The organism is Escherichia sp. MOD1-EC6819, assembly GCF_002965765.1.
GTDB classification, from domain to species: Bacteria; Pseudomonadota; Gammaproteobacteria; order Enterobacterales; family Enterobacteriaceae; genus Escherichia; species Escherichia ruysiae.
In genome coordinates this window covers 34,884-48,598 of the sequence record NZ_PTRG01000015.1, presented here as the reverse complement: position 1 = coordinate 48,598, position 13,715 = coordinate 34,884, and the positions used below count along the sequence as shown (strand labels likewise).

At 53.6% G+C, this 13,715-nt stretch carries 12 protein-coding genes and 1 pseudogene; 7 read left to right on the top strand and 6 right to left on the bottom strand.

The window, feature by feature from the left end; genetic code table 11:
- Positions 1-169: 169 nt before the first annotated feature.
- The 4 genes from hemY to hemC are packed head-to-tail and all read right to left on the bottom strand — an operon-like array spanning position 170 to position 4,244.
- Complete coding sequence (hemY, locus tag A7Z06_RS19185) at positions 170-1,366, bottom strand: protoheme IX biogenesis protein HemY (protein ID WP_000921807.1); 1,197 nt, start codon at positions 1,364-1,366, stop codon at positions 170-172.
- Between the two features lie 2 nt (positions 1,367-1,368).
- Positions 1,369-2,544, bottom strand: coding sequence for a uroporphyrinogen-III C-methyltransferase (hemX, locus tag A7Z06_RS19180; protein WP_000139133.1), 1,176 nt, complete (start codon positions 2,542-2,544; stop codon positions 1,369-1,371).
- Positions 2,545-2,565: 21 nt separating this feature from the next.
- Complete coding sequence (hemD, locus tag A7Z06_RS19175) at positions 2,566-3,306, bottom strand: uroporphyrinogen-III synthase (protein WP_000026036.1); 741 nt, start codon at positions 3,304-3,306, stop codon at positions 2,566-2,568.
- The gene (gene hemC / locus A7Z06_RS19170) at positions 3,303-4,244 is read right to left on the bottom strand and encodes a hydroxymethylbilane synthase (RefSeq protein WP_094185021.1); all 942 of its coding nucleotides are present in this window, start codon (positions 4,242-4,244) and stop codon (positions 3,303-3,305) included. Before hemC ends, hemD begins: the two co-directional genes overlap by 4 nt.
- 385 nt (positions 4,245-4,629) lie before the next feature.
- On the opposite strand from hemC, the gene cyaA reads away from it, so the two are divergent.
- Complete coding sequence (cyaA, locus tag A7Z06_RS19160) at positions 4,630-7,176, top strand: class I adenylate cyclase (protein WP_000281706.1); 2,547 nt, start codon at positions 4,630-4,632, stop codon at positions 7,174-7,176.
- 39 nt (positions 7,177-7,215) lie between these two features.
- Here the strand turns inward: cyaA and cyaY are convergent, their stop codons facing one another.
- Together cyaY and A7Z06_RS21895 are read right to left on the bottom strand one after the other, a co-directional pair.
- Positions 7,216-7,536: an iron donor protein CyaY gene (gene cyaY, locus A7Z06_RS19155; protein WP_000999935.1), complete on the bottom strand. Its 321-nt coding sequence runs from the start codon at positions 7,534-7,536 to the stop codon at positions 7,216-7,218.
- A gap of 47 nt (positions 7,537-7,583) precedes the next feature.
- Positions 7,584-7,760 (bottom strand): annotated as a pseudogene (locus A7Z06_RS21895) (DKNYY family protein); the annotation flags it as partial.
- A gap of 197 nt (positions 7,761-7,957) precedes the next feature.
- Here A7Z06_RS21895 and lptM point away from each other — a divergent pair.
- From lptM to uvrD, 6 genes are all read left to right on the top strand, one after another.
- On the top strand, positions 7,958-8,161 hold the full coding sequence (gene lptM / locus A7Z06_RS19150) for an LPS translocon maturation chaperone LptM (RefSeq protein WP_000799886.1): 204 nt from the start codon (positions 7,958-7,960) through the stop codon (positions 8,159-8,161).
- Between the two features lie 36 nt (positions 8,162-8,197).
- Complete coding sequence (gene dapF / locus A7Z06_RS19145; RefSeq protein WP_001160645.1) at positions 8,198-9,022, top strand: diaminopimelate epimerase; 825 nt, start codon at positions 8,198-8,200, stop codon at positions 9,020-9,022.
- Positions 9,019-9,726, top strand: a complete 708-nt coding sequence (locus A7Z06_RS19140; RefSeq protein ID WP_000812782.1) for a DUF484 domain-containing protein — start codon at positions 9,019-9,021, stop codon at positions 9,724-9,726. Before dapF ends, A7Z06_RS19140 begins: the two co-directional genes overlap by 4 nt.
- Positions 9,723-10,619: a tyrosine recombinase XerC gene (gene xerC / locus A7Z06_RS19135; RefSeq protein ID WP_000130673.1), complete on the top strand. Its 897-nt coding sequence runs from the start codon at positions 9,723-9,725 to the stop codon at positions 10,617-10,619. The genes A7Z06_RS19140 and xerC overlap by 4 nt, the downstream gene beginning before the upstream one ends.
- Entirely contained in the window at positions 10,619-11,335 is a 717-nt protein-coding gene (yigB, locus tag A7Z06_RS19130) for a 5-amino-6-(5-phospho-D-ribitylamino)uracil phosphatase YigB (protein ID WP_001213580.1), read from the top strand. Before xerC ends, yigB begins: the two co-directional genes overlap by 1 nt.
- Positions 11,336-11,418: 83 nt before the next feature.
- Positions 11,419-13,581 carry a DNA helicase II gene (gene uvrD / locus A7Z06_RS19125; protein WP_000383446.1) on the top strand — a complete coding sequence of 721 codons (2,163 nt, stop codon included), beginning with the start codon at positions 11,419-11,421 and terminating at the stop codon, positions 13,579-13,581.
- Positions 13,582-13,715: the final 134 nt, after the last annotated feature.

Genomic DNA, 13,715 nt, shown 5'->3' with positions numbered 1-13,715 from the left:
CACTGACAGATGTCGCTTTTGCCTCATCAGACACCATGGACACAACGTTGAGTGAAGCACCCACTTGTTGTCATACAGACCTGTTTTAACGCCTGCTCCGTAATAAGAGCAGGCGTTTTTTTATGTATCAGAAAGCCCCCGGAGGTGCTTGCCTCCGGGTGAGAGAGAACTATTGCGGCGGGTTGTTCTGTAAGGTCAGCATTAAACCGTCGCGGCGCATCGCTGCGGCTTCTTCCGGCTTGTGCAGTCTGTCCAGCACGTCGGCAAGCCATGCATAATCATAGGCGTCCGGGCGTTGTTTCAGCGCCGCACGGAAGGCGAGGGATGCTTCCTGCCATTCGCCATGTTTCATCAGCGACTGACCCAATGTGCTCCATAACAGCGGGCGATCGCCCACGTTTTTGATCTGTTGGCGCAGCACTTTTTCCAATTGTTCTGGATTGTTGGTTTTCAGGCGTGGGATCGGCAGCAGCAAACGATCGTCATACTGGTGTTTCAGGCCGTCGATGATAATTTGCTGGGCGGTGTCATGGTCATCACACTCAATAAGATGTTCCGCCATTGCCACCTGCAACGCCACCTGATGACGCGTTTTCCGGCTTTGATTTTTCCACCAGTTACGCAAGCCTTCACTACCGTCATCAGCCCGCGCCTGATCCATCAGACCAATCCATGCCTGTTGTTCCAGTGCGGCGCGGTGTTCTTCATCGCTAACGTGGGCTTTCGCCATTGATGGGATGATGTCCAGTAGCGAACTCCATGCGCCCGTGCGGATATAAGCCTGTTCAGCCAGACGTAATACTTCTGGATGGCGTGGCGTTACTTCCAACAACTTATCCACGCCGTGGCGTGCTGCATGGTTTTCATTACGCGCCAGTTGCAGGCGAACGCGGGCGATTTCTACCGGAATGGTATCATTGCCCGCCAGTTCCGCCGCGCGTTCCAGATGCTGATTGGCGCGCGATTCATCACCACGCTGTTGCGCGGCTTCGGCAGCCAGCAAATAGTTCACTACGGGTTGCTCAGCATGATCGGCATTTTTCGCCATCAGCTTTTCGACTTGCTGATAATCACCTTCCGCCAGTTTCAGCAGCGCCTGTTCGGTCTGTTTACGCGCGCGGCGACGTTTACGCCCGACAAACCAACCGCGAGTGTGCGCGCCTGTGCGGAAAATCCGTCGCAGTAACCATTCGATAGCAAACAGCACCACCATAGCCAGAATCAAAATGATTGCCAGTCCCGTGACGCTGGTTTCGATATTGTAGTTATCCGTCTGGATCAGTACGTAACCCTGATGTCCGGCAATCATTGGGCCAACGACGATGCCTGCAATCAGCAACACAAAGAGCAATAACACTTTTAGCATGGTTATTCTCCTTGCGGCGCGGCTGCCGGTGTATCAGCTTGCGGTGCAGGTGCAGCCTCCGCTACTGGTGTTACTGGTTGCGCCAGCAGATTGCGCACGCGAGTCTGCATCAGTTTTTCCAGCATTGCCTGGCTTTGCAGGGTTTCCGGGAGAACCATCGAGATATTTTGCTGACTTAACTGATCCACCTCGTCGAGGAACGCTTTGGTGGTGGCATCGTCAGTATCGTAGTAAGCACGTACCCAGGTGGAGACGTTCTCCAGCGCCTGGCGGTAAGTCTCTTGCTGATGACGTGGTACAGCTTGTGCCGCGACCAGCAGGCGAGAGCGAATATTTTCGCGCAGATAGATATCCTGATTCGGTGCTAACAGCGGTACGGCGGTGTCATCACGACGGCGAATCGTAATGAAGTTGTCCATAAAGTTCTGCCAGCTTTTTTGCAGATTGATGCGCCATTCGCTGATGGAGCTGGAAAGCTCTTCACCATCGGAATCCATCGGCGAACCGTCGCTATCATTATCGGCCAGACGCAGGTTATCAACCTGATTAGAAAGCTGATTCAGCTTAAGGATGATGCCGTCATAATCTACCTGCGAGACCGCAGAAAGGCTGGCGATATCATCGGTAATTGCCCGGCGAACGGTAATAAGACTTGGGTCATTCATATCCGCCAGGCTGGCGTCTGCGCTTTTCAGCAATGCCGCAGCGGTAGTGACGTCCTGATCGCTCCACAACTTACGTCCGGCGAGCTTCACAAGGAAATCAGCCTGCGCCAGCAGCCAGGTCTTGGCATCACTACCTGAGATAGTGGCGACCTTTTGTTGAACTTCATCCAGCTGTTTGGCCAGCGTTTCCTGCTGACGATTTGCCTGCTCTAGCTGTGTAGCCTGTTGCTTGATGATGCTTTCCAGCTCGGCTTTTTGGCTCTCCTGGGCTTTTTGCAGAGCCGCGAGTTGGTTAGCCAGAACATCACTGGTGGTCGTCTGATTGACGGCCTGTTGTTTACCCCAGCCATACAAACCGACACCTGCAGCCAGAGCAATAGCGATAGCCACCGCACTTAAAATCAGAGCAGTACTGTTATTACTCTTTTTTTCTACTGTGACAGATTGTGGCGTGGTGTCCACGACCTCCCTGGTCTCTTCAACCACGGCGGAGGTTTTTTCTTGTTCCGTCATTATGGCTTCCTGTTATGAGAGTTATTGTAATGCCCGTAAAAGCGCATCGTTGTCTGCGTTATCGGCGACCTTAATATCTTGCCAGCCCAGTTCCCGGGCGAGTTTCGCCAGACGCTCGCTGACGACCAGTAGTCGACAGCGTAGTAACCAGTGCTCACGATACCATCGTGGAATCAGCGACCAGAGCTGTTGCAGCATTTCACCGCTGGTAACAACGATCGTTGTCACTTCGCGAGTTTGCCAGCGCATCGCTTCTTCTGCACCATCGTAATGAATGGCGCATCGTTGATAACATTCGCAAAAAATGACTTCAGCACCGCGTGCCGTCAGGGTGTCCCCGATCAGCTCACGACCGCCGTTGCCACGTAAAATTAGCGCACGTTTGCCTGCAATATTTTGTAATTCAGGTAATTGTAGCAAGACTTCGCTGATTTCCCGATCCTGCGGATAACGAACTTCGTGTCCGCTCACGGTATGCAGCGCCAGTGCGGTAGTGCGACCAATGGCGAAATAAGCGGGTAGGGCGGGCCACTGGAGACCTTGCTGATGCAGTTGCGACTGTGCAAAAGCAACGGCATGTTGCGAAAGGGCAAATAGTAGATCTCCTTCGCTCAGTGCCGCCAGCTGGTCGGCAAGTTGTGGCAGTTGCCGACCCGGAGAAAACTCAATCAGCGGAAAATGCCAGGCCACCTGTCCCAGTGCGCGCAGACGGCTCACTAACTCTTCTCCTGCGGGAGATGGGCGGGTGACCAGGATACTCATGCTGGCGCATCTCCGCTGTAAACTTCGGCGAGGATCTCGCGCGCGCCGTTATTCAGTAGCTCTTCCGCCAGCGAAATGCCCATTTGCTCGGCAGCCTGCGGCGAGCCACGGCGCTCACCGCGAATAATCTGCGAACCGTCCGGTGCGCCAACCAGCGCACGCAGCCAGATTTCGCCATTGATAAGTTCGGCATAGCTACCAATCGGCACCTGACAACCGCCTTCGAGGCGGGTATTCATGGCACGTTCGGCGGTGACGCGCAGCGCCGTTTCGTGGTGATTCAGCGCGGTGAGTACCTCGCGGGTGCGCGAATCATCCAGGCGGCATTCAATGCCTACTGCACCTTGTCCTACTGCTGGAAGAGAAACTTCAGGCGGCAGCGCAGCACGAATGCGAGACTCCAGCCCTAAACGTTTTAAGCCAGCCACAGCAAGAATAATGGCATCGTATTCGCCATTATCCAGTTTACTCAGACGAGTACCGACATTGCCGCGCAGAGAACGGATAATGAGATCCGGACGGCGTTCAGCCAGTTGGCACTGGCGGCGTAAGCTGGAAGTACCGACGATGCTGCCTGCGGGTAACGCATCCAGACTTTCATAGTTATTGGAAACAAAGGCATCGCGAGGATCTTCGCGCTCGCAAATGGTGACCAGCCCCAGACCTTGCGGAAATTCAACCGGCACATCTTTCATTGAATGCACGGCGATATCGGCACGGTTTTCCAGGAGCGCGACCTCCAGCTCTTTCACAAATAAGCCTTTTCCGCCAACCTTCGCCAGCGGCGTATCAAGAATCACATCGCCGCGCGTCACCATCGGCACCAGTTCAACCACCAGCCCTGGATGGCTCGCCATCAACTTGTCTTTGACATAATGTGCCTGCCAGAGTGCAAGTGGGCTTTGGCGTGTGGCAATTCTTAAAACATTGTCTAACATGCTTGTTACCGTCATTATCATCCATGGTTCATCCTAACATCCTTGCCGGAGCGATGTCAGTGTTGTGGTGAAACGTCGATGCCTGTGTAAAACGTAAAATGTAGCCAGGCGGTGGTTCCTGACAGGCGCTTCAAGCCGTCGTAATAAGGAATTTACAGAGAATAAACGGTGCTACACTTGTATGTAGCGCATCTTTCTTTACGGTCAACCGGCAAGGTGTTAAATTGATCACGTTTTAGACCATTTTTTCGTCGTGAAACTAAAAAAACCAGGCGCGGAAAGTGGTACGGTTACCTTTGACATACGAAATATCCCGAATGCCGCGTGTTTCCGTTGATGTTGGCGGAATCACAGACATGACGGGTAGCAAATCAGGCGATACGTCTTGTACCTCTATATTGAGACTCTGAAACAGAGACTGGATGCCATAAATCAATTGCGCGTGGATCGCGCGCTTGCTGCTATGGGGCCTGCATTCCAACAGGTCTACAGTCTGCTGCCGACATTGTTGCACTATCACCATCCGCTAATGCCGGGTTACCTTGATGGTAATGTTCCCAGGGGCATTTGCCTTTACACGCCTGATGAAACCCAACGCCACTACCTGAACGAACTGGAACTGTATCGTGGAATGTCAGTACAGGACCCGCCAAAAGGCGAGCTTCCGATTACTGGCGTATACACCATGGGCAGCACCTCGTCTATAGGGCAAAGCTGTTCCTCCGATCTGGATATCTGGGTCTGCCATCAATCCTGGCTCGATAGCGAAGAGCGCCAGTTACTACAACGTAAATGCAGTCTGCTGGAAAGCTGGGCCGCCTCGCTGGGCGTGGAAGTCAGCTTCTTCCTGATTGATGAAAACCGTTTCCGCCATAATGAAAGTGGCAGTCTGGGGGGGGAAGATTGTGGCTCTACCCAGCATATACTGCTGCTTGACGAATTTTATCGTACCGCCGTGCGTCTCGCCGGTAAGCGTATTCTGTGGAATATGGTGCCGTGCGACGAAGAGGAGCATTACGATGACTACGTAATGACGCTCTACGCGCAGGGTGTATTAACGCCAAATGAATGGCTGGATCTCGGTGGCTTAAGCTCGCTTTCCGCTGAAGAGTACTTTGGTGCCAGCCTTTGGCAACTCTACAAAAGTATCGATTCTCCGTACAAAGCGGTGCTGAAAACACTGTTGCTGGAAGCTTATTCCTGGGAATATCCAGACCCACGCCTGCTGGCGAAAGATATCAAACAGCGTTTGCACGACGGCGAGATAGTGTCATTTGGTCTCGATCCGTACTGCATGATGCTGGAACGCGTTACTGAATATTTGACGGCAATTGAAGATTTCACCCGTCTGGATTTAGTGCGCCGCTGCTTCTATTTAAAAGTGTGCGAAAAACTCAGCCGCGAGCGCGCTTGCGTAGGCTGGCGTCGGGAAGTCTTAAGCCAACTGGTAAAAGAGTGGGGATGGGACGAAGCCCGTCTGGCGATGCTCGATAATCGCGCCAACTGGAAGATTGATCAGGTGCGTGAAGCGCACAACGAGTTGCTTGATGCAATGATGCAGAGCTACCGTAATCTGATCCGCTTTGCCCGTCGCAATAATCTTAGCGTTTCCGCCAGCCCGCAGGATATCGGCGTGCTGACGCGTAAACTGTACGCTGCGTTTGAAGCATTACCGGGGAAAGTGACGCTGGTAAACCCGCAGATTTCACCGGATCTTTCCGAGCCAAACCTGACCTTTATTTATGTACCGCCGGGCCGCGCTAATCGTTCTGGCTGGTATCTGTATAATCGTGCGCCGACAATCGAGTCGATCATCAGCCATCAGCCGCTGGAATATAACCGCTATCTGAATAAGCTGGTGGCCTGGGCGTGGTTTAATGGCTTGCTGACATCACGAACGCATTTGTTTATTAAAGGCAACGGCATTGTCGATCTGCCTAAGTTGCAAGAGATGGTGGCTGATGTGTCGCACCATTTCCCGTTGCGCTTACCTGCGCCGACGCCGAAGGCGCTCTACAGTCCTTGTGAGATCCGCCATCTGGCGATTATCGTCAACCTGGAATATGACCCGACGACAGCGTTTCGTAATCAGGTAGTACATTTCGATTTCCGTAAGCTGGATGTCTTCAGCTTTGGCGAAGAACAAAAATGCCTGGTGGGTAGTGTTGATCTGTTGTATCGCAACTCGTGGAATGAAGTGCGTACGCTACATTTCAACGGCGAGCAGTCGATGATTGAAGCCCTGAAAACGATTCTTGGCAAAATGCATCAGGACGCCGCGCCGCCTGATAGCGTAGAAGTCTTCTGCTACAGTCAGCATCTGCGCGGATTAATCCGTACTCGCGTGCAACAACTGGTTTCTGAGTGTATCGAACTGCGTCTTTCCAGCACTCGCCAGGAAACCGGGCGCTTCAAGGCGCTGCGCGTTTCTGGTCAAACCTGGGGCTTGTTCTTCGAACGCCTGAATGTGTCTGTGCAGAAACTGGAAAATGCTATCGAGTTTTATGGCGCGATCTCGCATAACAAACTGCATGGTTTGTCAGTGCAGGTTGAGACCAATCACGTCAAATTACCGGCAGTAGTGGATGGCTTTGCCAGCGAAGGGATCATCCAGTTCTTCTTCGAAGAAACGCACGATGAGAACGGTTTTAATATCTACATTCTCGATGAAAGCAATCGAGTTGAGGTGTATCACCACTGCGAAGGTAGCAAAGAGGAGCTGGTGCGTGACGTCAGCCGTTTCTACTCGTCATCGCACGACCGTTTCACTTACGGCTCCAGTTTCATCAACTTCAACCTGCCGCAGTTCTATCAGATTGTGAAGGTCGATGGTCGCGAACAGGTCATTCCGTTCCGTACCAAATCTATCGGCAACATGCCGCCAGCCAATCAGGATAATGACACGCCGCTGTTACAGCAGTATTTTTCGTGATGAGTATGCCGGAAAGCGAGGCTTATCCGGCATGAAACCTTAACGGAAGCTCACCCTCTCTCCCGCCTGCTGCGTCGCCGCCTGTTCCAGCAAATCCCAGAAGGTTTCGCCACTGCGATCGCAAATCCATTCGTCGCCTTTCAGATCAAAGTGGTAGCCGCCCTGTTTGGTTGCCAGCCATACCTGGTGCAGCGGTTCCTGGCGGTTGATAATGATTTTGCTGCCGTTTTCAAAGGTAATGGTCAGTACGCCGCCGTTGATTTCGCAGTCGATATCGCTGTCGCCATCCCAGTCGTCCAGGTGTTCTTCAATGGTTAGCCACAGTTGGTCAGCTAGGCGATGAAATTCACTGTCGTTCATTGTTGTATCCTGTTTTTACGTGATGGCGGCAGTATAGCGGCCTGGCGTCAGGGCATCAAAGTTTGCCCGTCTGCTGCTGCGTTCCGGCATGATTCCTCCGTCATCGGAATAATAATGTCTCTGTTTTGAATTTCACGCGCATCTTCCTCTCTGACGTGTGTTTTCGCCGGGCAGGGGGAGGGTGTAACCCTTACCTCTGTATCGGTCCAGGTATAAACATTGCGATAGTGCATAAAGCCATCCTGGCGCGAGGTGCCGATCACGAAACTACCAGCAAAACATAAATCCTCTCTTGTAAGCGTTATACTCGCAGCAATTCCTCACTTTTCAGACTTCATAAAGAGTCGCTAAACGCTTGCTTTTACGTCTTCTCCTGCGATGATAGAAAGCAGAAAGCGATGAACTTTACAGGCAATCCATAATGAAAAACGTGTTTAAAGCACTCACTGTATTACTTACTCTTTTCAGCCTGACGGGCTGCGGTTTGAAAGGTCCGCTCTATTTCCCGCCCGCAGATAAAAATGCGCCACCGCCGACTAAACCGGTAGATACGCAAACACAATCCACGTTGCCGGATAAAAACGACCGCGCCACTGGCGATGGCCCATCTCAGGTGAATTACTAAAAGTCAGTTTCTGTACCCGCGTGATTGGAGTAAATGATGCAGTTCTCGAAAATGCATGGCCTTGGCAACGATTTTATGGTCGTCGACGCGGTAACGCAGAATGTCTTTTTTTCACCGGATCTGATTCGTCGCCTGGCGGATCGGCACCTGGGTGTGGGTTTTGATCAGCTACTGGTGGTCGAGCCGCCGTACGATCCAGAACTGGATTTCCACTATCGCATTTTCAATGCTGACGGTAGTGAAGTGGCGCAGTGTGGCAACGGTGCACGCTGCTTTGCCCGCTTTGTACGCCTGAAAGGGCTGACCAATAAGCGCGATATTCGCGTCAGCACTGCCAATGGTCGGATGGTACTGACCGTCACTGATGACGATCTGGTACGGGTAAATATGGGGGAACCAAATTTCGAACCTTCCGCCGTGCCATTTCGCGCCAACAAAGCGGAAAAGACCTATATCATGCGCGCCGCCGAGCAGACAATCTTGTGCGGCGTGGTGTCGATGGGAAATCCGCACTGCGTGATTCAGGTCGATGATGTCGATACTGCGGCGGTAGAAACACTGGGGCCTGTTCTGGAAAGCCACGAACGTTTCCCGGAACGTGCCAACATCGGTTTTATGCAAGTGGTTAAGCGCGAGCATATTCGTTTACGTGTCTATGAACGTGGTGCAGGAGAAACCCAGGCCTGCGGCAGCGGCGCGTGTGCGGCGGTAGCGGTAGGGATTCAGCAAGGTTTGCTGGCCGAAGAAGTTCGTGTGGAACTCCCTGGCGGTCGCCTTGATATTGCCTGGAAAGGTCCGGGTCATCCGTTATATATGACGGGTCCGGCAGTACATGTTTACGACGGATTTATTCATCTATGAAGCAACCAGGGGAAGAACTACAGGAAACACTCACGGAGCTTGATGACCGGGCGGTTGTCGATTATCTGATTAAAAATCCTGAGTTTTTTATCCGCAATGCGCACGCAGTAGAGTCAATTCGTGTGCCGCATCCGGTACGTGGCACCGTTTCACTCGTCGAATGGCATATGGCTCGCGCGCGTAACCATATTCATGTTCTGGAAGAGAACATGGCGCTGTTGATGGAACAGGCTATCGCTAACGAAGGCCTGTTTTATCGCTTACTCTATTTGCAGCGCACTCTTACTGCCGCCAGCAGCCTCGACGATATGCTAATGCGCTTTCACCGCTGGGCTCGCGATCTCGGCCTGGCTGGCGCGAGTGTGCGCCTGTTTCCGGATCGCTGGCGTTTAGGTGCGCCGTCGAACCATACCCATCTGGCATTAAGCCGTCAGGCTTTCGAACCGCTGCGTATTCAGCGTCTGGGGCAGGAACAGCATTATCTGGGGCCGCTTAACGGGCCGGAACTGCTGGTGGTGCTGCCGGAAGCGAAAGCGGTGGGGTCGGTGGCGATGTCGATGCTGGGAAGTGATGCTGATCTTGGTGTGGTGCTGTTCACCAGTCGCGATGCCAACCATTATCAACAAGGGCAGGGAACGCAGTTACTCCATGAAATTGCGCTGATGATGCCGGAGCTTCTGGAGCGTTGGATTGAACGCGTATGACCGATTTACATACCGATGTGGAACGCTACCTACGTTATCTCGGCGTAGAGCGTCAGCTTAGCCCGATTACCCTGGTTAACTACCAGCGCCAACTTGAGGCGATCATCAATTTTGCCAGCGAAAACGGCCTGCAAAGCTGGCAACAATGTGATGTGACGATGGTGCGTAATTTTGCTGTACGCAGTCGTCGTAAAGGGTTGGGAGCGGCAAGCCTCGCGTTACGGCTTTCTGCGCTACGTAGCTTTTTTGACTGGCTGGTCAGCCAGAACGAACTCAAAGCTAACCCGGCAAAAGGTGTTTCGGTACCGAAAGCGCCGCGTCATCTGCCGAAAAATATCGACGTCGATGATATGAATCGGCTGCTGGATATCGATATCAACGATCCCCTCGCCGTGCGCGACCGGGCGATGCTGGAAGTGATGTACGGCGCGGGGCTGCGTCTTTCCGAACTGGTGGGGCTGGATATCAAACATCTCGACCTGGAGTCCGGCGAAGTGTGGGTGATGGGAAAAGGCAGCAAAGAGCGCCGCCTGCCGATTGGTCGCAACGCCGTGGCGTGGATTGAGCACTGGCTTGATTTGCGTGACCTGTTTGGTAGCGAAGACGACGCGCTTTTCCTGTCGAAACTGGGCAAGCGTATCTCCGCGCGTAATGTGCAGAAACGCTTTGCCGAATGGGGCATAAAACAGGGGCTGAATAATCACGTTCACCCGCATAAATTACGTCACTCATTCGCCACGCATATGCTGGAGTCGAGTGGTGATCTGCGTGGTGTGCAAGAGCTGTTGGGTCATGCCAATCTCTCAACCACACAAATCTATACTCATCTTGATTTTCAACACCTTGCCTCGGTGTATGATGCGGCGCATCCACGCGCCAAACGGGGGAAATAATGCGTTTTTACCGGCCTTTGGGGCGCATCTCGGCGCTCACCTTTGACCTGGATGATACCCTTTACGACAACCGTCCGGTGATTTTGCGCACCGAGCGGGAGGCGCTGACTTTTGTGCAAAATTATCATCCGGCGCTGCGCAGCTTCCAGAATGAAGATCTGCAACGTCTGCGCCAGGCGGTACGGGAAGCAGAACCCGAGATTTATCACGACGTGACGCGCTGGCGTTTTCGCTCGATTGAACAAGCGATGCTTGACGCCGGGCTGAGCGCGGAAGAAGCCAGCGCAGGCGCACACGCGGCGATGATCAACTTTGCCAAATGGCGCAGCCGAATCGATGTTCCGCAGCAAACCCACGACACCTTAAAACAGCTGGCAAAGAAATGGCCGCTGGTAGCGATCACCAACGGTAACGCGCAGCCGGAACTGTTTGGTCTGGGCGACTACTTTGAGTTTGTGCTGCGCGCTGGCCCGCACGGGCGCTCGAAACCGTTCAGCGATATGTACTTTCTGGCGGCAGAAAAACTCAATGTGCCGATCGGCGAGATCTTACATGTAGGTGACGATCTTACCACCGACGTGGGTGGGGCGATCCGCAGCGGAATGCAGGCCTGTTGGATCAGACCGGAAAATGGCTGCCTGATGCAAACCTGGGACAGCCGTTTACTCCCACATCTGGAAATTTCCCGGTTGGCATCTCTGACCTCGCTGATATAATCAGCAAATCTGTATATATACCCAGCTTTTTGGCGGAGGGCGTTGCGCTTCTCCGCCCAACCTATTTTTACGCGGCGGTGCCAATGGACGTTTCTTACCTGCTCGAAAGCCTTAATGACAAACAGCGCGAAGCGGTGGCCGCGCCACGCAGCAATCTTCTGGTGCTGGCGGGCGCGGGCAGTGGTAAGACGCGCGTACTGGTGCATCGTATCGCCTGGCTGATGAGCGTGGAAAACTGCTCGCCATACTCGATTATGGCGGTAACGTTTACCAACAAAGCGGCGGCAGAGATGCGTCATCGTATTGGGCAGCTGATGGGCACCAGCCAGGGCGGCATGTGGGTCGGCACCTTCCACGGACTGGCGCACCGTTTGCTGCGTGCGCACCATATGGACGCCAATCTGCCGCAGGATTTCCAGATCCTCGACAGTGAAGACCAGCTACGCTTGCTTAAGCGTCTGATCAAGGCGATGAACCTCGACGAGAAGCAGTGGCCGCCGCGCCAGGCAATGTGGTACATCAACAGCCAGAAGGACGAAGGGCTGCGTCCGCACCATATTCAAAGCTACGGTAATCCGGTGGAGCAGACCTGGCAGAAGGTTTATCAGGCGTATCAGGAAGCGTGTGACCGCGCAGGCCTGGTGGACTTCGCCGAACTGCTGCTACGCGCGCATGAGTTGTGGCTTAACAAGCCACATATCCTTCAGCACTATCGCGAACGTTTCACCAACATTCTGGTGGACGAATTCCAGGATACCAACAACATTCAGTACGCGTGGATCCGTCTGCTGGCGGGCGATACCGGCAAAGTGATGATTGTTGGTGATGACGACCAGTCAATCTACGGCTGGCGTGGGGCGCAGGTAGAGAATATTCAGCGTTTCCTCAATGATTTCCCCGGTGCCGAAACTATTCGTCTGGAGCAGAACTACCGCTCAACCAGCAACATTCTGAGCGCCGCCAACGCCCTGATTGAAAACAACAACGGGCGTCTGGGTAAAAAACTGTGGACTGATGGCGCGGACGGTGAGCCGATTTCCCTCTATTGCGCCTTTAACGAACTCGACGAAGCGCGTTTTGTCGTTAACCGCATCAAAACCTGGCAGGACAACGGCGGTGCGCTCGCTGAGTGCGCCATTCTCTACCGTAGCAACGCCCAGTCGCGTGTACTTGAAGAAGCCTTATTGCAGGCCAGTATGCCGTATCGTATTTATGGCGGTATGCGCTTCTTCGAACGTCAGGAAATCAAAGATGCGCTCTCGTATCTGCGCCTGATCGCCAACCGCAACGATGACGCGGCGTTTGAACGCGTGGTCAATACGCCAACACGGGGTATTGGTGACCGGACGCTGGACGTGGTACGTCAGACATCGCGCGATCGCCAGTTAACTCTCTGGCAGGCGTGTCGTGAACTGTTGCAGGAAAAAGCCCTCGCCGGACGTGCTGCCAGCGCCTTGCAGCGGTTTATGGAACTGATTGACGCCTTAGCGCAAGAAACTGCCGATATGCCGCTGCATGTACAGACTGACCGGGTAATTAAAGACTCCGGCCTGCGCACCATGTACGAGCAGGAGAAAGGCGAAAAAGGCCAGACGCGTATCGAAAACTTAGAGGAACTGGTGACGGCAACGCGCCAGTTCAGCTACAACGAAGAAGACGAAGATTTAATGCCGCTACAGGCGTTCCTCTCCCATGCGGCGCTCGAAGCAGGTGAAGGGCAGGCGGATACCTGGCAGGATGCGGTACAGCTGATGACGCTACACTCGGCAAAAGGCCTGGAGTTCCCGCAGGTGTTTATTGTCGGTATGGAAGAGGGCATGTTCCCAAGCCAGATGTCGCTGGATGAAGGCGGGCGTCTGGAAGAAGAACGCCGTCTGGCCTACGTTGGCGTAACCCGTGCGATGCAGAAACTGACGCTGACCTACGCGGAAACCCGCCGCCTGTACGGCAAAGAAGTTTACCATCGCCCGTCGCGCTTTATCGGCGAGCTGCCGGAAGAGTGTGTGGAAGAGGTACGCCTGCGCGCCACGGTAAGTCGTCCGGTTAGCCATCAGCGTATGGGTACGCCGATGGTTGAGAACGACAGCGGCTACAAGCTCGGTCAGCGCGTGCGTCACGCCAAGTTCGGTGAAGGAACTATCGTTAATATGGAAGGTAGCGGCGAACATAGTCGTTTGCAGGTGGCATTCCAGGGCCAGGGTATTAAATGGCTGGTAGCGGCTTACGCCCGGCTGGAGACGGTGTAATTTACGATTACGTTGCCGGATGCGGTGCTGCGCACCTTATCCGGCCTACGAGAATTGCACCCGGTAGGCCGGATAAGGCGTTTACGCCGCATCCGGCATCAGCACCATATTAAGTATCTGACACAAAACTATCA